This window comes from Olivibacter sitiensis DSM 17696, from assembly GCF_000427965.1.
Classification (GTDB): Bacteria; Bacteroidota; Bacteroidia; order Sphingobacteriales; family Sphingobacteriaceae; genus Olivibacter; species Olivibacter sitiensis.
In genome coordinates this window covers 45,844-69,736 of the sequence record NZ_ATZA01000009.1, presented here as the reverse complement: position 1 = coordinate 69,736, position 23,893 = coordinate 45,844, and the positions used below count along the sequence as shown (strand labels likewise).

Sequence of the window (23,893 nt, the reverse complement as noted above, 5' to 3'; positions counted from 1 at the left end):
ATCTATTATTAAAGTACCTCGTTGATTAAGTTATCGCCCTGTTCAAAATCGGTAATGTTTTCCAAGCTTGTATCGGCGATATTTTCTACCGCATTGCTGGTAAGAAATGCCTGATGTCCAGTGATAAGCACATTATTGAAGGCCAGCAGCCTCGAGAATACGTCGTCTTGGATAACCGTTTCGGAAAGATCTTGAAAAAACAGATGTTCTTCTTCCTCGTAAACGTCAAGTCCCAAGTACTTTATATGTTCCTCTTTCAATGCCGAAATCACCGCTACCGTATCAATCAACGCACCTCTACTAGTATTAATCAGCATCACGCCCCGCTTCATTTTGGCAATGGAAGCATCATTGATCAGGTGATGGGTATGAGCGTTGAGCGGACAATGCAAGCTGATGATGTCCGACGAAGCATAGAGCGTATCCAGATCGCTGAATTCAATCCCGATGGCATCTGCTTCCTGCGGTTTGGCTATATCATAGCCCAGTACGCGGCATCCAAATCCCTTTAAGATCTGGGCCGTGATCAACCCAATCTTTCCCAGGCCAATCAGCCCGACGGTCTTGCCGTTTAAATCAAAGCCCATCAGCCCATTGAGGGAAAAATTGCCTTCCCTTACGCGGTTGTATGCCCTATGCGTTTTGCGGTTCAATGTCAATATCAAGGCCAAGGTATGCTCGGCAATGGCATAGGGCGAGTAGGCTGGAACACGTACTACTTTGATGCCGCTTTGACTAGCTGCAACCAGGTCAACATTGTTAAAACCAGCACAACGTAAAGCAATCAAGCGGACATCCATGCTCGAGAGGGTCTTGATAACTTCCGCATCGGCTTGGTCGTTGACGAAGATGCAGACAGCATCGTGGTTCTTTGCCAACACGGCGGTCTGAACATTCAGCGGAACATCCAAAAAATTCAGTTCATGTCCTTGGCTTTCGTTCGCTTTCTGGAAGATACCCATCTCGTATTCTTTTGAGCTAAAAAATGCCACTTTCATATATCGACGTTTTGGTGAATGTCTGGCTAAGATATGAATTTATGGAGAAACACCTAATGCCTTACCCGACTTATCAAGCTACAAGCCAATGTAAATCCTTGTTTTCAGCCATTGCATCATTGCAATTTTTATTTCTATCTTGCTCTTCTTAAATGTATCCGATTATATGCAAGAAATACTAATCATCCTCTCGATCATAACCCTAATTATCGTTGCAGGAATCAGGGGCATTATCAACAGTAAGACGGAGCTCCTCAATCGAAAATTGGATTTTTTGTATAAGGAAGTAAATGCATTGAAAGAGCTATTGTCAAAAGCTCCATCCAGCACAATGAGCACGGAATCTCTTTCAGAGCAGCAGGCCGAAACCGTGCCCGAGTTCCCTCCGGAAATGACGGAAACCGAAGCGCCTACAGAGGAAGATGTGCCAAGCGAAACCATCATGGAGAAGCACGAGCCTCCCCAAATGCGGCCCACATATACTTATACCAGACCAACGGACGAAGAGCTTGATGCACTGACAAAAGCCCAAAAGCACCAAGAAGAAGCGCAACCCGAGGAAGAAACTACCCCTGCGCCTAGTTTTTGGCAGCGAAATCCCGATTTAGAGAAGTTTATCGGAGAAAACCTCTTTAACAAAATCGGGATTGCCATTTTGGTCGTTGGAATGGGCTTTTTTCTCAAATATGCCATAGATAAAGACTGGATAAATGAGATAGGCAGGGCCTTTATCGGCTTGCTGTGCGGAGGGGCACTCATTCTGCTCGCTCATCGCCTAAGAAAGACTTTCATAGCTTTCAGCTCTGTGCTGATAGGCGGTGGCATAGCTATTCTTTATTACACCATTACCATCAGCTTTCAGGAATATCAGCTAATCAACCAATCGGTAGCCTTTGCACTACTTATCCTTATAACCGCCTTTACCGTCCTACTGTCTATAAGTTACGACCGCAAGGAATTGGCCATATTGGCTATCCTGGGAGGGTTTAGTTCCCCCTTCATGGTAAGCACTGGCAGCGGCAATTATGTGGTGCTGTTCTCTTACATCTTATTGCTGAATATAGGCATGTTAGCCTTGGCTTATTTCAAGAAATGGAATCTTGTGACCATCGTCTCCTTCGTAGCTACGGCCATCCTGTTTGGCTCCTGGTTGCTCAGCGAAGTGATAGGCAAGGTTGCCGCCCCCTATGGTGGGGCGCTGGTGTTTGCTTCCCTTTTCTACGTGGTATTCCTTGTCATGACGGTGATCAACAACCTCAAGGAAAGGACAAAGTTCAATGCCATAGAAATAAGCATCCTTCTAAGCAATACCTTTCTTTACTTGGCAGCAGGTCTAACCATCTTGTCTTACATTCAGCACGGCATATTCAGGGGACTATTTGTCGGAATACTTGGCATCGTCAACTTCATCTTTGCTTATACACTGTACAAAAATGAAAGAGCAGACAAAAATCTTATATACCTCTTTATCGGCTTGGTCATTACTTTCGTCAGCCTCATGGCACCCGTTCAGCTCAAGGGACATTTTATAACTTTGTTTTGGGCTTCCGAAGCCGTGCTGCTACTATGGCTCTCCATCAAATCCGAGCTGAGCTTGTTAAGAAAGACCTCATTTATCGTACTAGCGCTAATGCTCATCAGCCTCGCCATGGACTGGCAGATCTACTACCGCATCCTGTATACGGAGACGTCGCATCGCTTTCCCCTATTCAACAAGGCCTTTATCACATCTGCCTTTGCCGCAGTGGCCCTTATCCTGTTCCAGCGCCTGTACAAAAAACTGGCAGCAGGTTGGGCTGACGATACAAAAGACTGGGGATTCACGGCGGGCCAGCTTGACCGAAGCTTCAAACTATTGACTATCTTCCTGATCTACATGGGCGTATTGCTGGAACTGAACAATCAAGTGGCCTATTACATCCCTGAAGTACAACGCGTAGCCAACGGGATATACCATTACCTTTTCGTTGCTATCTTGCTTTTCCGTACACCGCCGAAGAAGTCTCCTCTACAGATTTTATTATTGCTTTTTTCCGCCTTACTGCTATTCCTTTACCCCTTGTTTTACAATCACGAAATCGTACTGGCGAGGACCTGGTATCTCCTGGGAGATTTGGGATTGAGTCCCTTCCTGTTACATTACATATTGATTGCCTGTTTTGCCGTTTGTCTATTGGGGGTGAAAAAACACCTCGCCGTATCAGGAACACCGGATTTGATGACGCTGTTCCACTGGACGACCAGCATACTCCTTGTTTACCTGGCCAGTGCCGAGCTAGATCACCTCTTGGTACTCGCCAAGTTTAAGGAAGTCCAAGACACATGGGCCATCCTTTACGACAGCCATCGAGTAGGCTATGCCGTTCTCTGGGGAATAAGCTCTTTCTTGATCATGTACCTCGGCATGCGCTGGAAATTGAGGACCTTGCGCATCATTTCCATTATGCTTTTTGGCATCACCCTATTGAAACTCTTCCTCGTAGACTTGCGCGGCCTATCCGAAGGGGGTAAGATCATCGCATTTTTGTCATTGGGCATATTGCTTTTGATCATTTCTTTTATGTACCAGCGCTTAAAGCTGTTGTTGAAAAAAGACGAAACGCTATCTTTACATACGGAAGATGAAACCACACAGCAACAGGGAGATGAATAGAACGTGCATGCTATACCTTTGGAGTATTATCGTAACCTTTACGGGGGTACTGCCAAGCGCGGTTCTTGCCCAAAAGGCTTCTTACAGTTGGCAGGCCGATATACAGCCAGTCGAGGAGACAGGCTTTTACAGCCTGCCGCTCAAGCCAGAGCTAGTGGGGCGTTTGGCACAGCCCCATCTGGAAGACATACGGATATACCGCGACAAGCAGGAAATCCCTTACATCATTAGGAGAAAAGATGTCAGGCCTGTATCTTCCTTCGATTCCTTGCCGATCATTTCCTATGCGCAAGACACCGAACAGCATTCCGTTCTAACCATCAGAAACCCCAAAAAGCAGTCCCTGAACCACCTGCTTCTGACTATGAACAATGCCTCTGCTGACAAACAGGTGCAGGTAAGCGGGAGCTACGACAGGGAAAAATGGTATATCGTCAGGGAAAAATTTTGGCTCAACAGTGCCATATCCAGTAGTGCGGCCAGCAGGATGATCGCTCGCATAGAACTCCCCGAAACGGCCTATCCCTTTTACAAACTGATTATTTCGGACTCCACATCAGCTCCTTTGTATATCATGTCTGCGGGTAGAGATACGGTTCAAGTCGCGCAAACAAATCCGCATGTAGAGAAACTACCCCATGCGGCCATCAAAAAAACGCAAAGCTCCTCGTCGTCTACCAGCTTATGGCAAGTCGCTTTTGACCGTCCTTACTTGGTTTATCAACTATCTTTTGACGTTTCCAGTCCAGATCTATACCGTCGGGAAGTCAGGTTTTTACAAAAGCATCAATCAAAGGACAGGAGGGGAAGGCTTCGGGAACAATATAGCGAAATAGGTCGGGGCATACTCGACCCCAATAAACGGCTATTCACATTGGACAGCGAAGTAAAGACGGATTCCATCTATGTAGAAATAGACAATGGCAACAACGTCCCTTTGCAGCTAAGCGCCGTAAATGCCTGGCAAATGCAGTATGATCTGGTCGCCTATCTCGAAAAGGGCACAAAGTATGAATTGGCTCTTGGCAATCCAGAGGCTCGCGGGCCCGACTATGACCTAGGCTATTTTGAGAATAAGATAAAGGAGAATGTCCCCATCATTCGCATAGAAGCCCTTAGGCTCATGAAACAGGGCGAAAAAGAGGGATCCTTTACCTTATTTCAATCCACCTATTGGATATGGGCGGGATTGGCACTCCTCATCCTCCTGCTGCTCTGGATGTCAAACAGGTTGCTAAAGGACATGAAAAAGAAGGCCTAAAGACTGGTGCATTGTTCCTTCATCTCGGTGGATACCTCGGGCTTTCCCTGAATTAAATAAATACCCAATAGAATCAGAAAGCAGCCCAATGCGTGCATCAGCGAAAATTTCTCACCATCCAGAAATCCCCAGCCCATGGCTACCAAGGGCATGAGATAAGTCACCGTAGAGGCAAATATGGGTGATGTGGATTGAATAAGTTTATAGAAAAGCGCCATGGCAAGAGCGGTGCCTACCAGCCCCAGGATGGAGACATAACCCAAGCCCACCCATTGTTCTTGCGTGCCGTGAAATTCGGAGAAAAAGCCCGACAGCCCCAATATAATCAATGATGGCCCTAACCAAATGGTGAATACGGACGAAGATAGCTTAAATGAAGGAATACCCGACAGGAAATTGCCTACGATCAATCCGTTGATGCCATAGAATGCCGTCGCCAAGACGATCAGCAAGGAATAAAACAGGTTGCTCGTACCACCGCCCCCGTCATCGCCCATCAAAATGGCCGCTCCCAAAAAGCCAATGACAGCCCCAGAAACCTGCTTCAAACTACTCTTTGTACCAAAGAACAAAAAGCCAAACAGCAAGATAAAGATCGGCACCAATGAGTCCAGTATGCCTGCCAGCGAACTGTTGACCTGCTGCTGCGCCAGAGGGAACAAAAACATGGGAATGAAGTTGCCAAGACAACTGGCTAAAATAACCCATGGAAAAAGCTTTCTTGGGATATGTTTGAGGTTCTTGATTCCAAAAAATGCCAACGCCAGTCCAGCGATGCACATACGCAAGGCTCCAACCTGATAGGGAGAAAAAACCAGTAAACACTGCTTAATCAATATAAACGAACTTCCCCATGTGAGGGAAAGGATCGCCAATAACAGCCATTTGAGATACGATGAATTCAAGCTTTTCTTGTCTTTTGCCCACAAACATAGACAAACGGCCCTCCATATCCAATAGTCCGTAAATTACTGACTTGTTTCTAACAATTCGGCTATCAGTTGCTCGCTCCTTTGAGCGACCAGCATGTAAACATGTTCAAAAAGCGTATCGTCCCAATAGGGGTCTGGCACCTCCTCCATGGGCAAGAAAAGCGCTATTTTCTCTTTCTCTTCTTTGGTGGCGGCTATGCCTAACAGGTCGCGGTAATTGCTTTTGTCCATCGCAAAGACACGGTCGAATTCTTGCAGATCATCCCGTTTAAACTGCCTTGCTCTCTGGCAAGAAATATCAATGCCATGCCGCTTGGCTATAGCCATGGAACGTCTATCAGGCGGCTCACCGATATGCCAATTCCCCGTACCTGCAGAGTCGACATACCAAGGCAAGCCTCTTTCCCTCACCAAATGTTCGAATACGCCGTGCGCAAGCGGTGAACGACAAATATTGCCTAGGCAAACCATGAGTATCTTCATGCCGTAAAATTATGCTTTTTCCAGATAACTGATGATGGCCATGACGTCTTCGTCTCCAAGCCCCTTTTCCAATGCTCGTTGATAGCTTTCTATTACCGGCTTTGCCACTGGCGTTGTTATGCCTTCATCCCTAATCAACCGCAGGTCCTTGGCCATATGCTTAAGGGCAAAGGCAGGAGGAAACTCGCCTTTCAAAATGGCAGGACTTTTCAGCTTGGTAATACCGCTACCACACGCCCCTTCATTCACGATGCTAAGCATCTGCGTTGGCTCTATACCATGTGACTTGGCAAAGAGTACAGACTCTGCCAATCCTTGGAGCGTGAGTGCCAGAAAATAATTGATGGACAATTTGGCAATGGCCCCTTTACCTATCGCTCCCGTGTAGAGCACCAGTTTGCCCAATTTTTCCAATAGGGGCCTTGCTCCTTCCATATCTTCCTTATCCCCCGCAGCCAAGATAACCAGCGTGGCATCTTCCGCCGGTTTCACACTGCCAGACACCGGTGCCTCTATAAAGTTCGCATCACGCTTCTTGGCTTTGTGGTACAGCTTTTCCGACGTGCCGGGTGCCACGGTACTCATATTGATAAATAGCGTGCCCTTAACAGGTTTTGTAAATAGGCCATCATTCCCTAAATAGACCTCCTCCACAGCTTTGTCATCCGAAAGCATCGTAAAGATAACGTCACATCCCTCCACCAGTTCCGCCTGATCTTTGGCCTGCTTAGCCCCCTTCTCAATCAGTGGCTTTGCTCTTTCTGCTGTTCTGTTATAGACAGTGAGCGAATATCCAGCCTTCAACAAATTGCCCGCCATGGGATTACCCATGTTTCCAATGCCTAACCATCCTAATCTCATATCCAATTTTTTTGCTTATTGCAGTAAATTATTCTTTCAAAATTACGCATATGGACTTACAAACTACTTTCAAAAAGGAGAAAAATAAAGTTATTGTGTACCTCAATTCTATTATTTACCTTTGGATACAGGCTATTAACGCCCTCTTTAAATATAACCAAGACAACAAACAGGAATATAATGACGAATTTTAGATTGGGCGATTATGTGCGCTTTGTGGATGAGGAATTGGAAGGTCATGTCACCAACATCTTAAATGAGGAGCTGATTGAGGTAACGGGCGACGATGGCTTTGGCATTCCCGTGCCAACATCCAAGGTAACATTGGTCTATGGCCAATTCAGCAAGAAAGACGAAAACTTTGATGAGCCCCCAGCCTCTAAAATCGTTCCTTCCAGTCAGTTTGTCGAGGAGGGCGTTCACCTGGCCGTTACGACCGACCTACGCAACGAGCTTGCTTCTTTTTACCTGATCAACGAAACGAGCTTTGAATTGCTCATCAGCTTTGGCACAGAAAAATCGAATAAACTCGAAGGCGTTTTTGCAGGTATGGTAGGCCCTCAAAAGACAGAAAAAATATACGCTGCAAAGATGAATGAGCTAGGAAATTGGCCGACGTTTCATTTCAAGACAATATTCCATACCTCCAGTTTGCGTATCAGTATAGCCCCTAGAGAGGAAAAGCTGAAAATCAGGGCCTTTGATTTGGCCAATGCCAAAAAGACCGCGCCGATACTGCAGGAGAAAGCCTGGCTTTTTGCTCTAGACAAGGAAAACGAGCCCTTGGAAATTGAGAAATTGAAAGAACAGTTCTACAGCCATAGACCCGAACGTAAAAACAAATAGCCAACAGTCCCAGCCTTCCATTTTATGAGATCCTTTTTGAAGAGAAGCCTCTACGCACAGGTCATTGTAGCCATCATCATCGGTATATTTATCGGCTATTTTTATCCCAATGTGGGCATTGCCCTAAAACCTTTTGGAGACGGCTTCATCAAATTGGTAAAAATGGTTATCGCTCCACTCATCTTTTGTACCATAGTCTTGGGTATCGCCGGTATGGAGGACGTAAAGAAAGTGGGCAAGGTGGGGGTAAAGGCCATGCTTTATTTTGAGGTAATGACCACCATAGCCCTAATCTTAGGGATGGTCATTGTCAACATTGTACAGCCGGGTACGGGCATGAACATCGATCCTGCCAGCATGGACACCTCGGGTGTTCAGGCATACATCAAAGAGGGAGAACAACATGAGTCATTGAAAGATTTTCTGCTGGGCATCATTCCAGAAAATGTAATAGGCTCCTTAGCCACCGGCAATCTGTTGCAGGTGCTCTTCTTCGCATTGCTACTTGGTATTGCCTTCTCCAAAATTGGAGATGCCGCAAAGCCCACGCTTACTGTATTGCAGTCTTTCCTCGATGGTTTATTTGCGCTGATAAAAATCATTATGAAAGTGGCCCCGCTGGGCGCCATGGGTGCTATGGGCTATACCATAGGCAAGTATGGGCTATCATCGCTGGCCTCCCTGGGCATACTCATGATTTGCTTTTACGTTACCTGCCTGCTATTCATCTTTTTCATCATCGGAGGCGTACTTCACTTTTGTGGCTTCAGCATATGGCAACTGCTCAAATACATTAAAGAGGAACTGCTCATCGTACTGGGCACATCCTCCTCCGAGTCGGCCTTACCTGGCATCATGAAAAAGCTGCAAGACATGGGCTGCTCCAAACCGGTGGTGGGACTAGTAGTGCCCACGGGTTATTCCTTCAACTTGGACGGTACGTCTATCTACCTTACCATGTCTGCCATATTCATTGCCCAGGCATTGGATATGCATATGAATTTCAACCAGCAGCTGACATTGTTGGTAGTATTATTGCTCACCTCCAAAGGAGCGGCAGGCGTGACGGGAAGTGGCTTTGTGACGCTAGCCGCGACACTGCCCGTGGTGGGCCATGTTCCGGTGGAGTCGGTGGCCCTCATACTGGGAATTGACCGCTTCATGAGCGAAGCTAGGGCACTAACCAATATCATTGGCAATACAGCTGCCACGATAGTTATCGCCAAATGGGAGAAAGAACTAGATGTAGAAAAAGCTAAGCAAGTACTAGCTTCTGCTTAGCGAAAGAATGTCTTTTACTTTTGACTTTTTATTATTTACTTAGCGTTATGGCCGATTTTGATTTCAGTTTTTTCAGCATCCGCTTCCTCGATGTGGTAGATATCTTTCTCGTAGCCATCATCATCTACTATATCTACAACCTCATTCGTGGTACCATCGCCGTGAACATCCTAGTAGGGCTTTTCATCATCTATATGGCCTATTTGGTGGTAAAGCAATCGGAAATGCGCCTCCTAACCGAGATCTTCGGTGGCTTTATCAGTGTAGGCTCCATCGCCTTGATCGTGGTGTTTCAACAAGAAATAAGACGATTTTTACTGCATATCGGGAAAAACATTTCCATCAAGCGCAACAGGAAGCTCTGGTCCCTGCTATTGGGCAAAAAAGAATTGGACAAGGACAATTCGGCACACATAAAACCCATCATCGATGCCTGTAGGAGCATGGCCAAATCCAGAACAGGAGCCCTTATCGTGTTTTCCAAATTCTTTGACGAGGAATATTATCAAAATAGTGGCGAATACATAGATGCCGAGATATCCAAAAGACTCCTAGAGAGCATCTTTCAGAAAAACAGCCCGCTACACGATGGTGCTTTGATTATTGTAGACTGGCGAATAAAAACTGCAAGTTGCGTACTTCCGCTATCGGACAGCGAAGACCTTCCTCTCCAATTCGGGCTACGTCACCGTGCCGGCATTGGCGTAACGGAAATGAGCGATGCCGTGGCAATTATCGTCTCGGAAGAAACGGGCGAGATCTCCTACGCCAAGCAAGGGAACGTCAATATGAATATCAGCCACGAGGAGCTGGAAATCTTTCTGAATGAAGATGTGTAGCTAATGGTTAATTATTAATGGTTAATGGTCTGCTCTCCCGTTGTCATTCCGAGCGTAGTCGAGGAATCTCATCCCGCCAAAGCGGGAGCGAATAGACAACAAGCTGATAAGAGTTTTTTTTAATTGTTTTTTTATGCCTTATATAAAAAGTGTTCATCATGTAGCCATCATCTGTTCGGATTATCCCAAATCAAAAAAATTCTATACCGAAATACTAGGTTTGAAAGTACTTAGGGAAGTCTATCGGGAAGCAAGGGGTTCCTACAAACTGGATCTGGCCATTGGCGAGCATTACGTCATCGAGCTATTCTCCTTCCCCAATACTCCCGCACGCCCCAGCAGGCCCGAAGCTCGGGGACTTCGTCACTTGGCTTTTGCGGTAAACAACGTGGAAGAAATCGTTAGCTACCTGCAACAGCACCACATCGAGGCCGAGCCCATACGCATCGATGAGTACACCGGAAAAAAGTTCACCTTCATTGCCGATCCAGACGATCTACCGATAGAATTTTACGAAATCTAATACTAGCGTTACACAGCATATTTACCCTAAACCTTCCTGCTGCCCTTCCTAGTTCCAAATTCAAAAGAAACGCAGAAATGCGCAAACCGAACTTCTTTTTATTTGTTTTTATAAAATGATCCCAAAAACATAAACCACCATTTTATAAAACTTAAACATGAAAAAGGAAGAAGAACAAGGCATTCGCCTGTATATGTTTCAAACAGGTGTTTTGAAGTGTAAAGAAAACAACATTAAGATGAACGCATCGCTAGAACCCTATGAGATTCCCGTCCCTTGGTATCTCATCACCCATCCTAAGGGAAACGTGATTATCGATGGGGGCAATGCCGTAGAATGCGCCACAGATCCCGTAGGCCATTGGGGTGACATCACGCAGGTCTATTGGCCGGTGATGCAAGAAAAAGAGGGCTGCGTCAACGCGCTGAAAGAATTGGGAATAGCGCCCGAGAGCATCAAATTTGTGCTGCAGAGTCACTTGCATCTCGATCATACGGGAGCCGTGGGTCGTTTCCCAAATGCCACCCACATCGTGCAGCGCAACGAGTATGAATATGCCTTTACCGCCGACTGGTTTGCCGCGGGCGGCTATATCCGTAAGGATTTTGACAAACCAGGCCTCAAATGGCATTTCCTAAAGGGCGAAGCAGATGATGGCTTTGACCTCTTTGGGGATGGTAGCATCCGAATCATCTATACTCCAGGGCACTCACCGGGTCACAGTAGCTTTTTAATTACGCTGTCCCAGTCCGCCCCACTCTTGCTGACCGTAGATGCGGCCTATACTACCGACCATTGGGACGACAAGGCTCTGCCGGGATTTCTCGCTTCGGCGGTAGATTCGGTACGTTCCGTGGCCAAATTACGCTTTTTGGCGTCAAAACACGGAGCTACCGTCGTGACGGGCCACGATCCGGATGCTTGGCCTTCGTTTAAGAAAGCACCGGAATTTTATGATTAGGACAACCATTTAGAACAAAAGGAATAAAGATGAAAACTAGAGCTGCCGTACTGCACGACATGAAACTGCCCCGTCCATATACGGAGAGCAAACCTTTAAAGATAGAAGAGGTAGAGCTAGATCCACCAGGCTTGCGAGAAGTACTGGTAAAGATCAAGGCTGCGGGGCTATGCCACTCCGATCTTTCGGTGATTGATGGTAACCGCCCACGTCCACTGCCCATGGTGCTAGGCCATGAAGCCGCGGGCGAAATTGTCGAAGTGGGTGAGGGGGTAACCAAATTTGAGGTGGGCGACCATGTGGTCTTTGCCTTTTTGCCCACTTGCGGCCATTGTAAGTTTTGCCAGTCGGGCCGTCCGGCACTATGCGAGGTAGGAGCGAAGGCCAATGGAGAGGGTGTACTGTTGGGAGGTCACCGCCGCATCAAAAAAGATGGCCAGTATTACTACCATCATTTGGGCGTATCCGGCTTTGCCGACTATACAGTTGCCTCGATCGATTCATTGGTAAAAATAGATCGCGAAATCCCATTTGAAATAGCCGCCCTCTTTGGCTGTGCCGTGATGACGGGGGTGGGTGCCGTAGTAAATACCGGCAGGGTGAAAGCCGGCGACAGCGTGATGGTGGTAGGCTTGGGGGGCGTAGGGCTGTCTGCTATCCTGGGCGCGCGCGCTGCTGGCGCTTCCAAGGTCATTGCGGCCGATATCAGTTCCTACAAACGTGACACCGCCGTGGAGCTTGGCGCCCAGCAAGCTGTAGATTCGGGTGCGGACACTGCCTTGCAGGAGGTAAAGGACGATACCGATGGAGGCGTGGATATTGCGGTGGAATTTGCCGGTGCCATGCCCGCGCTTGAATTTGCCTTTAATGCCACCAAACGTGGAGGAACTACGGTGACAGGAGCCCTGCCTCACCCAGACTCGCGCTTTAGCTTATCTCCGGTAGCGTTGGTGGGCGATGAAAAAACACTTAAAGGTTGCTATTTGGGAAGCTGCGTGCCCTTGAGGGATATTCCCGCTTACCTGGAACTATATCGGGCAGGCCGCCTTCCGGTAGAGAAACTAATTACTCACCGTCTCAAACTGGAAGACATCAATGAGGGCTTTGAACGCTTGGCCGCTGGTGAAGCCATCCGTCAAGTCGTGCTATTTGAATAATTTTGGATTAGGATTTGGTTAAAATGACAGATTATAAAAATTTACTCTTCGACAAGTCTTTTGTAGATGGCGAGTGGGTAGCGGAATTTGAGGAAAAGTTAGACGTAAAAAACCCGGCAGACGGCAGCAGCATTGGTAGCATATACAATAGCGGCACCGGCCTGTTGCAAAATGCCATCGAGGCGGCTCATCGTGCTTTTGTCCCTTGGCGAGAAAAGACCGCCAAGGAAAGGCAGGCCGTCTTAGAAAAATGGTTTTCGCTCATCATCGAAAACAAGGAGGCGATAGCTACCATCATGACCTTGGAATGTGGCAAGCCGCTGACAGAGAGCCGCGGCGAGGTGGACTATGGTGCTTCTTTCATCCAATGGTTTGCCGAGGAAGCAAAAAGGGTCTACGGCGATGTCATTCCTGGCTTCTCTGCCGATCGCCGAGTGGTGGTCATCCGCCAGCCTATTGGCGTTGTGGGCGCCTTGACCCCCTGGAATTTCCCATTGGCCATGATAACACGTAAAGTAGCTCCCGCTCTTGCGGTGGGATGTCCCGTGGTCATACGCCCTAGCGAGGAGACTCCTTTTACTGCCCTTGCCTTGGCCAAACTGGCTCAAGAGGCTGGATTTCCCGCAGGCGTATTCAACCTGATAGTGAGCGACGAGCCTGCTGCCATAGGCGAATTTTTGTGCGAAAGCGAACTTGTAAGCAAAATATCTTTCACAGGCTCCACCCGCGTGGGGCAATTATTGTCGGCACAAAGCGCCTCCACCCTGAAGACCCTCAGCCTGGAACTGGGCGGCAATGCACCTTTTCTGGTATTTGACGATGCCGACATCGATGCCGCCGTCAAGGGAGCCATCGCCTCCAAGTTCCGCAATGCAGGGCAGACCTGTGTGTGCGTCAACCGCTTTCTGGTACAAGATAGCGTATATGACGAGTTCACGCGCAAGTTTACCGAAGCCGTATCCCAGCTTAAGGTGGGCAATGGCCTTGATGAAGGCGTACAAATAGGCCCGCTCATCAATAAAAAAGCCATTGACAAAACCAAATCCTTTGTGGAAGATGCCAAGGAAAAAGGAGGAAAGATTATTTTGGGCGGTGAGCCTATAGATGATTATTTCTTCCAGCCTACGGTCATTTCCGAAGCCACTACAGACATGAAATTTGCCAAAGAGGAAATTTTTGGACCCATAGCTCCCATTTTCCGTTTCCATACGGACGAGGAGGGCGTGCAAATGGCCAATGATACGATTTTCGGCTTGGCGTCATACATTTATACGGGCAGTGTCACCAGAAGCTGGAAAATCAGCGAAGCCCTGGAATACGGTATGGTAGGCATCAACGAGGGCATCATCTCTACGGAAGTGGCGCCTTTTGGCGGGGTGAAATATTCCGGCAAGGGCCGAGAAGGCTCCAAGTATGGCATCGATGATTATACGGAACTGAAATATCTCTGCTTTGGCGGCGTGAAATAGATACCGCTCATCCCCCAAATACTACCGCTCGTCAGAAAAAGCTAGTGCAAAGGATGCCATAATCCCATTTTTGGGACATGGAAACCAAGAAGTGCTATATCTATCCCTTGTTCATTATCCTGCTCCTGCTATTAAAGAGTAAGGATTTGCTGGGACAAACCACGGTAAAGGGAGTGGTCACCGACCAGCGGCGCCGGGCCATTCCCTTTGCCTCCGTGAGCATCAAGGGAAGCTATGACGGAGCCTCCACCGATAGCATGGGCAGGTTTCTGTTCCAGACAAGGCAACAAAGTACACAGACTTTACTGGTGAAGGCCTTGAACTTTGAAACGGACAGCCTGAACGTCAATCTAAACGAGCTGCCCGACAGCTTGCACATCAGGCTGATGGAAAAAGCAAACATGCTGAATACCGTCACCATCAGCGCCGGCAACTTTGTATCGGGCATACAGGGCAAGGGCATTGCCTTAAACGCACTGGACATAGCCACCACGCCGGGTATGGCGGCCGATGTCTTTGGGGCCATGCAGACCTTGCCCGGAGCCCAGTTGGCCTTTGGCGAGAGTGGCCTCATGGTCCGTGGTGGAGCGCCTGCCGAGACCAAGACCTTTATAGACGGCATGCTCATGAAAAATCCCATCAATGCACAAGTGCAGGGACTATCTTCGCGTGCCCGATTTTCGGCCTTCAACTTTCGCAGCACGGATTTTTCTACCAGTGGCTATTCCGCACAATTTGGACAGGCACTATCGTCCGTGCTCTCCCTTCAGACCAATGACCTGCCGAAAAAGACCAGTACTTCTATCCGTTTGCTTTCCGTGGGTGGAGAGGTGCAGCAAAACATCCGACACAACAACAGCGGCCTGGTACTCACGGCCAGCCTTTATGACCTAAAACCAAGCTACACCTACATAAATAAAAGTCAAATAGATTGGCAGCAACATCCCAAATCGAATTCCATAGGTGCTCAGTTCATTCAAAAGACCTCTGCCATAGGCCTCTTCAAGTACTATATGGACTACAGCGATTCCAAAATGGGGATACAAAACATGGCCTTGGCAACAGACACCGCTATTAATCCAACGGGTGTCAGGGACGATCGTTCCCTTGGAGCCATTGCCATCAGGAATCGAAACTCCTATATCAACAGCACGTATCAGGATATGGTGGGCGAGCATTGGAAACTGGAAACTGGCCTAGCCTACAACTACGCCAAAGACCATATAGCCTTGCCACTAGGCCTTGCGCAGCGCATCGACCAGTCTGCGCAGCTTAGGGCCGTTGCTACGTATTTTATCGGCACGCTTTCTTCCTTACGCTTCGGCACGGAAAGCTTCTATACCCACAGAAAAGACGCCTTGGACGAGCTCTTCCGGGCATATCAAGAGCAACTGACGGCTGCCTTTACAGAAGCAGATGTGTTCTTCAATCGAAAAATGGTCTTGAGAACAGGGCTCAGGAGCGAGTATTCGTCCTACTTGAGACGCTTCAATGTTTCGCCTCGACTGGCATTGTCCTACAAGCTAAACGCCAACTCGCAAGTCGCGGCCAATTACGGCCTGTACTACCAAAATCCAGCCGATAAGTATCTGCTATTGACAAGGCTCGGTTTTGAGGCCGTGCAGGGCTACGTGGCCAATTATGAGTTTAAGAAAACGGACTATAACTTCAGGAGCGAACTGTACTACAAGCGCTATAGCCAATTGGTGCGGGAGCATAATGGCATACTTTCAAACAATGGCGACGGCTATGCCAGAGGGCTCGACCTGTTCTGGCGCGACAGAAAAACATTGAAAAATGCCGAATACAGAATCAGCTATTCCTTTCTGGATACCGAACGCCTGTATATGGACTATCCGGTAAGTGCCGTGCCTACCTTTGCTTCCAAACACACGTTCAATGTATTCTGGAAGAAATACCTTTCGGCCATAAACACCCAAGTGGGTGCCGGCTATCTTTTTGCCACGGGCAGGAGCTATTACAATCCGAACAATGCACATTTCCTTGGAGATAAAGCCCCCAATTACCACAATACCAGCCTGAATGCCAATTACATTACTTCTTGGTTCAAGCAGCTCACGGTCATTTACCTCAATGTAGACAATGTAGTGGGCAATAGGCAGGTATTTGGCTATCAATATGCGGCCGGTGGAGGCGAACGCCAGACTATCCTGCCCGCTACACGCAGGAACATCCTATTCGGCATCATTGTCACAATTGGGGATAAGACATTTTATGATTAAAAAGTAAAAAAATCAAACGGAAAAACAACATGAAAAAGTACATCATTGTCCTCATCACGCTATTGGGAACCAGCTTGGCACAAGCACAGAACAACTACAGGGAAACGATGTCGGCAGCAATTGCCGCACTGGACTCGGTCAAGAGCAAGGAAAGCCTTTTGGAGAAAGCGGCACTTTTCGAGCGTATAGCCGATGCCGAACCCAAGGAGTGGCTACCGCTGTATTATGCAGCCTATGCCAACCTTTATGCCAACTTTTGGTCGCAGGAGGAAAAGGAGAGAGATGCCCTGCTCGACAATTCCCTGAAACTCGTTGAGAAAGGCCTCAAGCTGAGCGACAACAGCGAGCTGCTCGCCCTAAAAGGCTATGTGGAGTACATGAAACTTTCCATAGACCCACCGAACAGGCTTTCCTATATGGGTTCATCACAGGCGGCTTTGGAGAAAGCAGAAAAGCTGGATCCCCAAAACCCGAGGGTGTACCTGATACAGGGTCAAAACCTGTACTATACCCCTGCCGCCTTTGGCGGCGGCAAGGAAGCGGCAACGGTCCTGCTGGAAAAGGCCAAAGAAAAATTTGACACTTTTGAACCGAAAGACGAACTTGCCCCTCAATGGGGCCGCAAGGAACTGCAACGACTTTTGGCACAATAGGCTGTTTTATCTTTTTTCGACATGGAACGTACTACTAGTAAAAAAACGTCTTCTTGGACAAGTACCAACTTACGGTATGGGCTATTGGGGATAGGCATCGGCTTTTGCGTCTATTTGCTCAACTGCCTGTTTAGGAAAGAACTCCTTCCCTTGCGCTACCTATTCGTTTCCGTATCGTTCGGCTTGGTCATTACCTTTGTCATCTCCAATATTATCTACGTAGCCCATGCGACAAAGATATTGCGTTGGGAAAACGTTTGGTTGGGCTTTCCGGTCTACTACCTGCTGAGTCTGGCAGGGATGCTCGTAGGGGTAGAATTGACCTATGCCATCATAAGCCCCGTCCTTGGTTGGTCAAGCACATTTCCACATTGGGGTGACTATCCGTTCGACGCCTTTTTGGTACTGCTGGTATGCACCATCATCTATATCAGCCATTATCGGAAAGCACTGATACAACAGAAATTTCAGGAAAAGGAACTGGAACTGACACGCACCAATGCCTTGCGCAAGCAGGCGGAACTGGATGCCCTACAGGCCAAGATCAATCCGCATTTCCTGTACAACGCGCTCAACTCCATCGTGGGCCTCATCAAGCAGGATCCGCAAAAGGCAGAGCAGATGACCATCAATCTCGCCACCCTGTTCAGGCACAGCATGAACTATCAGCAAGAGAGCCTCGTGCCGCTTAGCGAAGAGATGGATTTACTGAACACCTATTTGGAAATAGAACGAATACGTTTTGCCGAGCGCATCAGCTTTCAGGTGGAAATGGATCATTCACTCCAAAATGTGCAGATTCCCCGATTTCTATTGCAGCCATTGGTAGAAAATGCGCTAAAGCATGGCTTGGCCGAACTACCTAGGGATGGCCTATTGAAAGTGCGTATCTTCCGGGAAAACGCATACCTCTTCATACAGGTAATAGACAATGGCAAGCCTTTCCCAGACGACCTGCAAGTAGGCTACGGCCTGCAAAGCACTTTTGACAAAATCAATCTGCTATACAAAGGGGCCGCCAGTGTGGAACTGATCAACAAGCCCGAAAAAATGATACAGATAAAAATCCCCTTGGTATGATACGCGCACTATTGATAGATGACGAACCCATTGCAAGAGCCAGGCTACGCCAGTTGCTGTCTGGTTACAAGGATGAACTGGTAATAGTAGGAGAAGCTTCCAATGGCGAGGAGGGAGCAGAACTCATCGATGCCCTCCTGCCAGACGTGGTTTTTGTGGATATCGAGATGCCCGTGCTGAACGGATTTGACATGCTGGCAAAGATAAAGCACCAGCCTATCGTGATCTTCGCTACGGCCTATGACCAGTTTGCCATCAAGGCCTTTGAGGAAAACTCCATAGATTACCTGCTAAAGCCCATAGAGGAAAAGCGCCTGGAGCGAACGCTGGAAAAATTGAGGAATAACAGCCTTCGTGGCAATATAGCTGCCATTGGCCAGCTGAGCATCATTCCTCCCAAGGAAGCGCTAAAGACCATCACCGTTAAAATAGGCGACCGCATCCTATTACTTAGGATCGATGATGTGCTATACCTAGAGGCCGAGGACAAATACGTCTTTCTATATACAAAGGACGGACAAAAGCATATTACCGACTATTCGCTCACAGCCCTACAGGATAAGCTATCAGATGATTTCCTGCGCATTCATCGCGCCTTGATCATCAACAGCAGCTATATCAAGGAAATTCGCAAGGGGTTCAATGGAAGTTTCACATTTGTACTCCGCGGAACAGAGGAAGTACGACTGAAATCGAGCAGGTCTTATGGAGAGCAGATTAAACTAAAGTTGGGGATTTGAATCTTTTTATCAATTGCACTATCCTTAGTCTGAAGCAAGGCCTTGGGCGGTAGAGACTAAGGATAAAAACGTGAAAAGGTAGTCTCCAGACTACCTCCTCAATGTCCAATCCGTAGTCCCCAATACACACAGCTATCCCTACAGACTACGGATAGTATGCTTTACAGGCTAGCAATACTCATTAAAGGCTGCCACCAAATTGTCGGCGATCATCTGTGCAGGACGGCCTTCTATGTGATGACGCTCTATCATGTGCACCAATTTGCCGTCTTTGAACAGGGCCATAGCCGGAGAAGATGGGGGGTAAGGCAGCATATAGCCACGTGCCTTGTCTACCGCATCTTTTTCCATACCAGCAAATACGGTCACCAACTTATCAGGGTGTTTCTCGTTTTTCACTGCTACTTTTGCGGCAGGACGAGCATTGGCCGCAGCGCAACCGCATACGGAGTTAACCACCACAAATACGGTTCCTTCGGAAGTAATGGCGGCATCAACCTCTTCCGGTGTCTTCAATTCCTCAAAACCATCAGTCGTAAGTTCCTTACGCATGGGCTCTACCAAATATTCTGGATACATAGCTTCTTTGTTTAATTTTAATTTGACTACAAAGTTACTACTCTTTCCTATGTTGCACAATGGTGCATATTCAAGCTATTGTCAGAATGCAGGGCTTCGGGCCTCAGTCAAACAGTGCTTTCATGGTCAGTTCCTTTTGCACCAATTCAAGGGAATAGGTATTCTGCTTTAGACCATGGGTGGTTATGAGCGTGAGAAAAACCGTTTTCCGTGTTTTGGTTTTTTCCCTGAAAATGCGGAGCTTTTGTTTCAACTTATCCGCATAGGCCTTGTCAATAGCAAACGCCCCGTTGTAAAACTTAATCTCGCACAGGTTGATACACTTATCCTGCCGGTCGAACAGCAAATCGACCTGTACGCCCTGCTCCTCCTCTTTTGCCCTGTACCGCCATGGAGATACCTCGGTATATACGTCACCTATGCCCAATGCCCTTTTCAATTGTGCGGCATGCTTCATACAGATGTTCTCATAGGCATAGCCGCTCCAAGCCTTCCAACTACTTCCCTGCGATAGTTTTATCCAGGTTCCTTCTCCCGTTGCCCGGGCATGTTCGATGAATTTCAGGTAAAACAGCGAGTATTCATCCGTTAGCTTGTACAAGCTATCCTTTGCCGTCTTCTCAAAAGGGATATAACCGCTAATAAAGCCAGACTCTTCCAGCTCGTTGAGTATCTTGGTCAAGCCGCCTCCAGTGGTCAGGCCTATTGCCTTGATAATCTCGTTTCTGGTCATTCCCCTCGATTTCTGAGCCAATGCGCGCACCACTTGCAAATGATGTTCGGCATGGTCAAACAACGATTGATAGAGCAATGTAAACTCATCGCGCAAAGGCCCATTTTTGGTGAAACAACATTTATCTATGACCTGTGCGGAACTCGATGCGGCCTGTACGGATTTGAGATAATGAGGGATACCCCCCATGCACATATACAGTTGCAGTATCTGGTATGGGTCTAGATTGACCTTTTGCGACCGTAGATAGGTAGCCGTTTCGCCTACCGTAAAGGGCAAAAGACGTATCCGTCTGGTAACCCGATTGTGCAAACCTCCCCGATCGTTGACCACATGGCGAATCATCCAAGAGGCTGCCGAACCACAGATGACGACCACCAATTTGTCCTGCCATGCCGCCCAGGTATTCCAAAAATGTCCAAAGGCCTGCGTGAAACCAGACCTTGGCGTATGGAGCCAGGGGAACTCATCGATAAACACGACCATTTTCTGCTTTTTGAGTTTCTCTTCCAACAATTGTTGCAACAGGTGGAAGGCTTCTATCCAGTTCGCCGGGGCAGATAGGGGCAAGGGACTGGCAGAGGCCGTTTGCATGGCAAGCGCAAATTGTTGCAAATGCTTTTTTATCCCTGCATTGTGCATACCCGAAAATTCAAAGACAAGACGGTTTTTGTACACGGATTTAACAAGGAAAGTCTTGCCTACCCGTCTCCGTCCGTAAATGGCAATCAGCTCTGCTGCCTCGCTCTTCAGGGCCTCTTCCAGTATTTCCCTTTCTTCCAATCGGCCTACCAAATTTTCCATTATACATCCTTTTAAAAAGAAGAAACACTTGGTTTTGGCGAGATATAAAAAACTATAACTCGCCAAAACCAGATACAAATATATAGTTTTGGCGAGATATAAAAAATTATAACTCGCCAAAACTAGTAAAAAATATATAGTTTTGGCGAGATATAGCTCTATTCAAAGAGGCAGTCAACAAGCTATAATAGCCCTCCCATATAGGGATCGGTCATGCTGTGCTTGCCTGTTTCTACCCTGCCCGCAAAGCGCCTTTCAAAGGAAGGAAAGCCTTTTACATGTATATGGAAGTCATACCAACCATAGCTTTTAGCAGTATCTACTTGCAGTGTAAGGGGCTGACCATTCCATACAATCTCTTGTGCGCTCTTACCATAAACCTCGTCCGCCAAGGTGATGCTATATTCCGCTGCCATCCCTTTTTTACTCAACTGTAAGATTATCTTTCCCGTAGGCAGCCCATTGCTTTGTTCATAACGACAGAAGATGTCCAGCTCTGGGTCTGTCCCATTTCCCTTAAACATCCTGTAAAAACCATTAGGGCCATAAACACGCAAGTGGTAATTTGCGTTCTCAAAGTGCTCTAAAGGATAGATTGCCTTCAACATATCCCCTTTCTTAACAGCATATGACCAGCCCTTTACCGGTTGAAAAGTACTTGTCCCATCTTTACCCTCTTGCAAGTAGTTATCTGGCGCATATACGGTGAAAGGACATCCATTATAATCCATACCGTATGCATTATCTTCCACCTTGAAGTTTAGGGCTATCGATTTACGATCGGTAAGCAGGCCACCGTCTACATGTAGTTGATAAGGCAAGGCGCTGCTCTTTCGTATGCCCATTTCCTGATGCGGCAAGGATGGACTCCCCAGCGGATTGCTATTAGCCTCTTTTATCTCCGTTTCGTCCAAGCGTTTATAATTGTCGGGTATCTGCTTGAACTGGGCATTGAAGATGCTTTTCACAAAAGGTTTATAGTCCACAAACTGATCGAACACGGGACTATTGCTATCAAATGGTCGGAAATTGGAAGTCAAGTCGCCCGTAACGGCCCTGCGCCAGCTACTGATATTCGTTTCGCGAATTTCCTTACCCGTTTTCTTTGACAGGAACTTCTCCATAAAACGAATGGTGGAGGTAATATCGCACACCTCGGAGTTGACCCATCCGCCCGCGGTCCAGGGAGAGGCGATGATGAGGGGAACACGGTAGCCCAAGCCCACGGGGCTTTCGCGCATATCGCCAGGCTGGCTTTCACGGCTTTGCTCTTCGGCCATGGTGACGTATTCATCGCTGGTATCCAAGCCTTCCGATACAGCCCCATCATGGGAGTCATTTGGCCTGGGTGCCACAAAAGGTGGTATGTGATCGAAACAGCCGTCATTCTCGTCATAGTTGAGGATAAAGATGGTCTTCTTCCATACTTCCGGATTTTTGGTCAGGATATCCAATACCTCCGATATATACCAAGCTCCGTACCAGGGAGCGCTGGGATGATCCGAAAAGTTCTGTGGGGCTACCAACCAAGACACCGTAGGGAGCTTTCCGCTATTGACGTCGTCGCGAAATTGGTAAAGCACATCACCTTTGGGAACCTTCATCCGCCGTTCTGTACCCTCGTCATCATAGTTCAGCTCTTCGGTTTCGTGATAGTGCGGATCATTCACATTGGTCGTATAGGCTTTGCGGTGCAGGTTCTGCTCAACAAGGCTTAGCTTGGCAAAGTTTTCTGGGCTAAATTGTTCCAGCTCTTCCTTAAATTTGGTTAGTTGCTCTGTTTTTTGTTCCAGCTTATTCCTCAATTTTTGGGTTTGGCTGGCCTTAAGCTTGGAAATTTCATCCTTAAGTGACTGGATTTCCGTAGGAAGTTCTTCCACTCTTTTCTTCAGAAAGCGATAATGCCCTTCGCTAAAACGTACATGGTATTGGCTAAACCATTCGAGGTTATTGTCGGTAAAATTGCCCAGCCAAGACTCATCCTCCCCACTTAGTTCATTCTGCAGGCTGATTTCATTTTGATAGACCCGCCATGAAATACCATTTTCCTCTAGCCGTTCGGGAAATGTTTTCCAGCTCACTTCCCTATTGAAATACACATCCGAATTGCGAACGTTGGCTATATCACCCGATTTGCCTTTAAGTGCGCCGCTCCAAAAAAACAATCGGTTGGTGGTTGTTCCTGTCAGCGAAGAGCAAAAGTGCTGATCGCAAACGGTAAAGGCATCGGCCAAAGCGTAATAGAACGGGATATCCTCCCTGTTGTAGTATCCCATGGTCAAAGGCATGTCGCGATAGGCTTTTATGCCCGATCGCTTGGCTGGAAGCCAAGCATCGTATTTGCCACCATTCCGCGCATCCACCTGATTGCCCCAGGAATGTGGGAGGGACTCCATCCAGGTAATTTTGGTATTCTTTATATCCATGCGGAAGGGCGCATAGGTATGCCCGTTGTTGTACGATTGCAACCATACGAGGTTCTTGTTTGGCAAGGTAATGGCACGGGGATCGTTAAATCCCCTCACACCTTGCAAGGTGCCAAAGCAATGGTCGAAAGACCTGTTCTCCTGCATCAGCAAGACAATGTGCTCGGCATCGTAAAAGGTACTTCCTTCTACAGGTTTTATCTGTAAGGCTTTCTGTATAGATTTGGGTAAAGATTCCCAAAGTCCGGCTCCTCCGGCCAGCATGGCCGCCTTTTTTATAAAGTCTCTTCTTGAATCCATTTTGGTTGTCGGTTATGCGTTATTGGTTGTTGAGTAATAAGTTTCAAGTTAGTATAAGTCTCTAAAATCCT

At 47.5% G+C, this 23,893-nt stretch carries 20 protein-coding genes; 13 read left to right on the top strand and 7 right to left on the bottom strand.

What is annotated here, in order from left to right; translation table 11 throughout:
• Positions 1-8: 8 nt before the first annotated feature.
• Positions 9-998, bottom strand: coding sequence for a 2-hydroxyacid dehydrogenase (locus tag A37S_RS0106855; RefSeq protein WP_028296347.1), 990 nt, complete (start codon positions 996-998; stop codon positions 9-11).
• Positions 999-1,164: 166 nt separating this feature from the next.
• Here A37S_RS0106855 and A37S_RS23835 point away from each other — a divergent pair, with 166 nt between their 5' ends.
• The gene (locus A37S_RS23835) at positions 1,165-3,651 is read left to right on the top strand and encodes a DUF2339 domain-containing protein (protein ID WP_051292789.1); all 2,487 of its coding nucleotides are present in this window, start codon (positions 1,165-1,167) and stop codon (positions 3,649-3,651) included.
• On the top strand, positions 3,644-4,912 hold the full coding sequence (locus A37S_RS0106845; RefSeq protein WP_028296346.1) for a hypothetical protein: 1,269 nt from the start codon (positions 3,644-3,646) through the stop codon (positions 4,910-4,912). Before A37S_RS23835 ends, A37S_RS0106845 begins: the two co-directional genes overlap by 8 nt.
• Here A37S_RS0106845 and A37S_RS0106840 read toward each other — a convergent pair.
• From A37S_RS0106840 to A37S_RS0106830, 3 genes are all read right to left on the bottom strand, one after another.
• Positions 4,909-5,817 (bottom strand): DMT family transporter, encoded by a 909-nt coding sequence (locus A37S_RS0106840; protein ID WP_028296345.1) that lies wholly within the window; start codon positions 5,815-5,817, stop codon positions 4,909-4,911. The genes A37S_RS0106845 and A37S_RS0106840 overlap by 4 nt on opposite strands.
• 63 nt (positions 5,818-5,880) lie before the next feature.
• Positions 5,881-6,327: a low molecular weight protein-tyrosine-phosphatase gene (locus A37S_RS0106835; RefSeq protein WP_028296344.1), complete on the bottom strand. Its 447-nt coding sequence runs from the start codon at positions 6,325-6,327 to the stop codon at positions 5,881-5,883.
• Between the two features lie 9 nt (positions 6,328-6,336).
• A complete protein-coding gene (locus A37S_RS0106830; RefSeq protein ID WP_028296343.1) occupies positions 6,337-7,188 on the bottom strand; it encodes an NAD(P)-dependent oxidoreductase in 852 nt (283 codons plus the stop codon).
• A 180-nt stretch (positions 7,189-7,368) separates the two neighbouring features.
• On the opposite strand from A37S_RS0106830, the gene A37S_RS0106825 reads away from it, so the two are divergent.
• The 11 genes from A37S_RS0106825 (at position 7,369) to A37S_RS0106775 (ending at position 18,980) form a co-directional block, all read left to right on the top strand.
• Complete coding sequence (locus A37S_RS0106825; protein WP_036601622.1) at positions 7,369-8,034, top strand: hypothetical protein; 666 nt, start codon at positions 7,369-7,371, stop codon at positions 8,032-8,034.
• 24 nt (positions 8,035-8,058) lie between these two features.
• Positions 8,059-9,315, top strand: coding sequence for a C4-dicarboxylate transporter DctA (gene dctA / locus A37S_RS23830; protein ID WP_036601620.1), 1,257 nt, complete (start codon positions 8,059-8,061; stop codon positions 9,313-9,315).
• Positions 9,316-9,362: 47 nt separating this feature from the next.
• Positions 9,363-10,154, top strand: coding sequence for a diadenylate cyclase CdaA (gene cdaA / locus A37S_RS0106815; RefSeq protein WP_028296341.1), 792 nt, complete (start codon positions 9,363-9,365; stop codon positions 10,152-10,154).
• A 133-nt stretch (positions 10,155-10,287) separates the two neighbouring features.
• On the top strand, positions 10,288-10,677 hold the full coding sequence (gene gloA2 / locus A37S_RS0106810; RefSeq protein WP_028296340.1) for an SMU1112c/YaeR family gloxylase I-like metalloprotein: 390 nt from the start codon (positions 10,288-10,290) through the stop codon (positions 10,675-10,677).
• 157 nt (positions 10,678-10,834) lie between these two features.
• Positions 10,835-11,638 (top strand): AttM family quorum-quenching N-acyl homoserine lactonase, encoded by an 804-nt coding sequence (gene attM / locus A37S_RS0106805; protein ID WP_028296339.1) that lies wholly within the window; start codon positions 10,835-10,837, stop codon positions 11,636-11,638.
• 29 nt (positions 11,639-11,667) lie between these two features.
• Positions 11,668-12,795, top strand: a complete 1,128-nt coding sequence (locus tag A37S_RS0106800; protein WP_028296338.1) for a zinc-dependent alcohol dehydrogenase family protein — start codon at positions 11,668-11,670, stop codon at positions 12,793-12,795.
• A 23-nt stretch (positions 12,796-12,818) separates the two neighbouring features.
• Entirely contained in the window at positions 12,819-14,264 is a 1,446-nt protein-coding gene (locus A37S_RS0106795) for an NAD-dependent succinate-semialdehyde dehydrogenase (RefSeq protein WP_036601617.1), read from the top strand.
• Between the two features lie 77 nt (positions 14,265-14,341).
• Positions 14,342-16,507 carry a TonB-dependent receptor gene (locus A37S_RS0106790; protein WP_051292787.1) on the top strand — a complete coding sequence of 722 codons (2,166 nt, stop codon included), beginning with the start codon at positions 14,342-14,344 and terminating at the stop codon, positions 16,505-16,507.
• A gap of 29 nt (positions 16,508-16,536) precedes the next feature.
• Positions 16,537-17,160 (top strand): hypothetical protein, encoded by a 624-nt coding sequence (locus A37S_RS0106785; RefSeq protein ID WP_028296335.1) that lies wholly within the window; start codon positions 16,537-16,539, stop codon positions 17,158-17,160.
• Between the two features lie 21 nt (positions 17,161-17,181).
• Positions 17,182-18,240, top strand: a complete 1,059-nt coding sequence (locus A37S_RS26150; protein WP_051292786.1) for a sensor histidine kinase — start codon at positions 17,182-17,184, stop codon at positions 18,238-18,240.
• A complete protein-coding gene (locus A37S_RS0106775) occupies positions 18,237-18,980 on the top strand; it encodes a LytR/AlgR family response regulator transcription factor (protein ID WP_028296334.1) in 744 nt (247 codons plus the stop codon). The genes A37S_RS26150 and A37S_RS0106775 overlap by 4 nt, the downstream gene beginning before the upstream one ends.
• A gap of 168 nt (positions 18,981-19,148) precedes the next feature.
• On the opposite strand, the gene A37S_RS0106770 is transcribed toward A37S_RS0106775, so the two are convergent.
• From A37S_RS0106770 to A37S_RS0106760, 3 genes are all read right to left on the bottom strand, one after another.
• Positions 19,149-19,559 (bottom strand): BrxA/BrxB family bacilliredoxin, encoded by a 411-nt coding sequence (locus A37S_RS0106770; RefSeq protein ID WP_028296333.1) that lies wholly within the window; start codon positions 19,557-19,559, stop codon positions 19,149-19,151.
• 103 nt (positions 19,560-19,662) lie between these two features.
• A complete protein-coding gene (locus A37S_RS0106765) occupies positions 19,663-21,096 on the bottom strand; it encodes an AAA family ATPase (RefSeq protein ID WP_036601614.1) in 1,434 nt (477 codons plus the stop codon).
• Between the two features lie 182 nt (positions 21,097-21,278).
• Positions 21,279-23,822 carry a phosphocholine-specific phospholipase C gene (locus A37S_RS0106760; protein ID WP_028296331.1) on the bottom strand — a complete coding sequence of 848 codons (2,544 nt, stop codon included), beginning with the start codon at positions 23,820-23,822 and terminating at the stop codon, positions 21,279-21,281.
• Positions 23,823-23,893 lie beyond the last annotated feature (71 nt).

What these genes read in the sequence shown, in the direction of transcription:
- gloA2 (WP_028296340.1), top strand. Translation starts at nt 10,288, where the DNA reads ATGCCTTATATAAAAAGTGTTCATCATGTAGCCATCATCTGTTCGGAT.
- cdaA (WP_028296341.1), top strand. Translation starts at nt 9,363, where the DNA reads ATGGCCGATTTTGATTTCAGTTTTTTCAGCATCCGCTTCCTCGATGTG.
- A37S_RS23835 (WP_051292789.1), top strand. Translation starts at nt 1,165, where the DNA reads ATGCAAGAAATACTAATCATCCTCTCGATCATAACCCTAATTATCGTT.
- A37S_RS0106800 (WP_028296338.1), top strand. Translation starts at nt 11,668, where the DNA reads ATGAAAACTAGAGCTGCCGTACTGCACGACATGAAACTGCCCCGTCCA.
- A37S_RS0106770 (WP_028296333.1), bottom strand. Translation starts at nt 19,559, where the DNA reads ATGTATCCAGAATATTTGGTAGAGCCCATGCGTAAGGAACTTACGACT.
- A37S_RS0106790 (WP_051292787.1), top strand. Translation starts at nt 14,342, where the DNA reads ATGGAAACCAAGAAGTGCTATATCTATCCCTTGTTCATTATCCTGCTC.
- A37S_RS0106825 (WP_036601622.1), top strand. Translation starts at nt 7,369, where the DNA reads ATGACGAATTTTAGATTGGGCGATTATGTGCGCTTTGTGGATGAGGAA.
- A37S_RS0106855 (WP_028296347.1), bottom strand. Translation starts at nt 998, where the DNA reads ATGAAAGTGGCATTTTTTAGCTCAAAAGAATACGAGATGGGTATCTTC.
- A37S_RS0106760 (WP_028296331.1), bottom strand. Translation starts at nt 23,822, where the DNA reads ATGGATTCAAGAAGAGACTTTATAAAAAAGGCGGCCATGCTGGCCGGA.
- A37S_RS26150 (WP_051292786.1), top strand. Translation starts at nt 17,182, where the DNA reads ATGGAACGTACTACTAGTAAAAAAACGTCTTCTTGGACAAGTACCAAC.
- A37S_RS0106765 (WP_036601614.1), bottom strand. Translation starts at nt 21,096, where the DNA reads ATGGAAAATTTGGTAGGCCGATTGGAAGAAAGGGAAATACTGGAAGAG.
- attM (WP_028296339.1), top strand. Translation starts at nt 10,835, where the DNA reads ATGAAAAAGGAAGAAGAACAAGGCATTCGCCTGTATATGTTTCAAACA.
- A37S_RS0106785 (WP_028296335.1), top strand. Translation starts at nt 16,537, where the DNA reads ATGAAAAAGTACATCATTGTCCTCATCACGCTATTGGGAACCAGCTTG.
- A37S_RS0106835 (WP_028296344.1), bottom strand. Translation starts at nt 6,327, where the DNA reads ATGAAGATACTCATGGTTTGCCTAGGCAATATTTGTCGTTCACCGCTT.
- A37S_RS0106775 (WP_028296334.1), top strand. Translation starts at nt 18,237, where the DNA reads ATGATACGCGCACTATTGATAGATGACGAACCCATTGCAAGAGCCAGG.
- A37S_RS0106845 (WP_028296346.1), top strand. Translation starts at nt 3,644, where the DNA reads ATGAATAGAACGTGCATGCTATACCTTTGGAGTATTATCGTAACCTTT.
- dctA (WP_036601620.1), top strand. Translation starts at nt 8,059, where the DNA reads ATGAGATCCTTTTTGAAGAGAAGCCTCTACGCACAGGTCATTGTAGCC.
- A37S_RS0106830 (WP_028296343.1), bottom strand. Translation starts at nt 7,188, where the DNA reads ATGAGATTAGGATGGTTAGGCATTGGAAACATGGGTAATCCCATGGCG.
- A37S_RS0106795 (WP_036601617.1), top strand. Translation starts at nt 12,819, where the DNA reads ATGACAGATTATAAAAATTTACTCTTCGACAAGTCTTTTGTAGATGGC.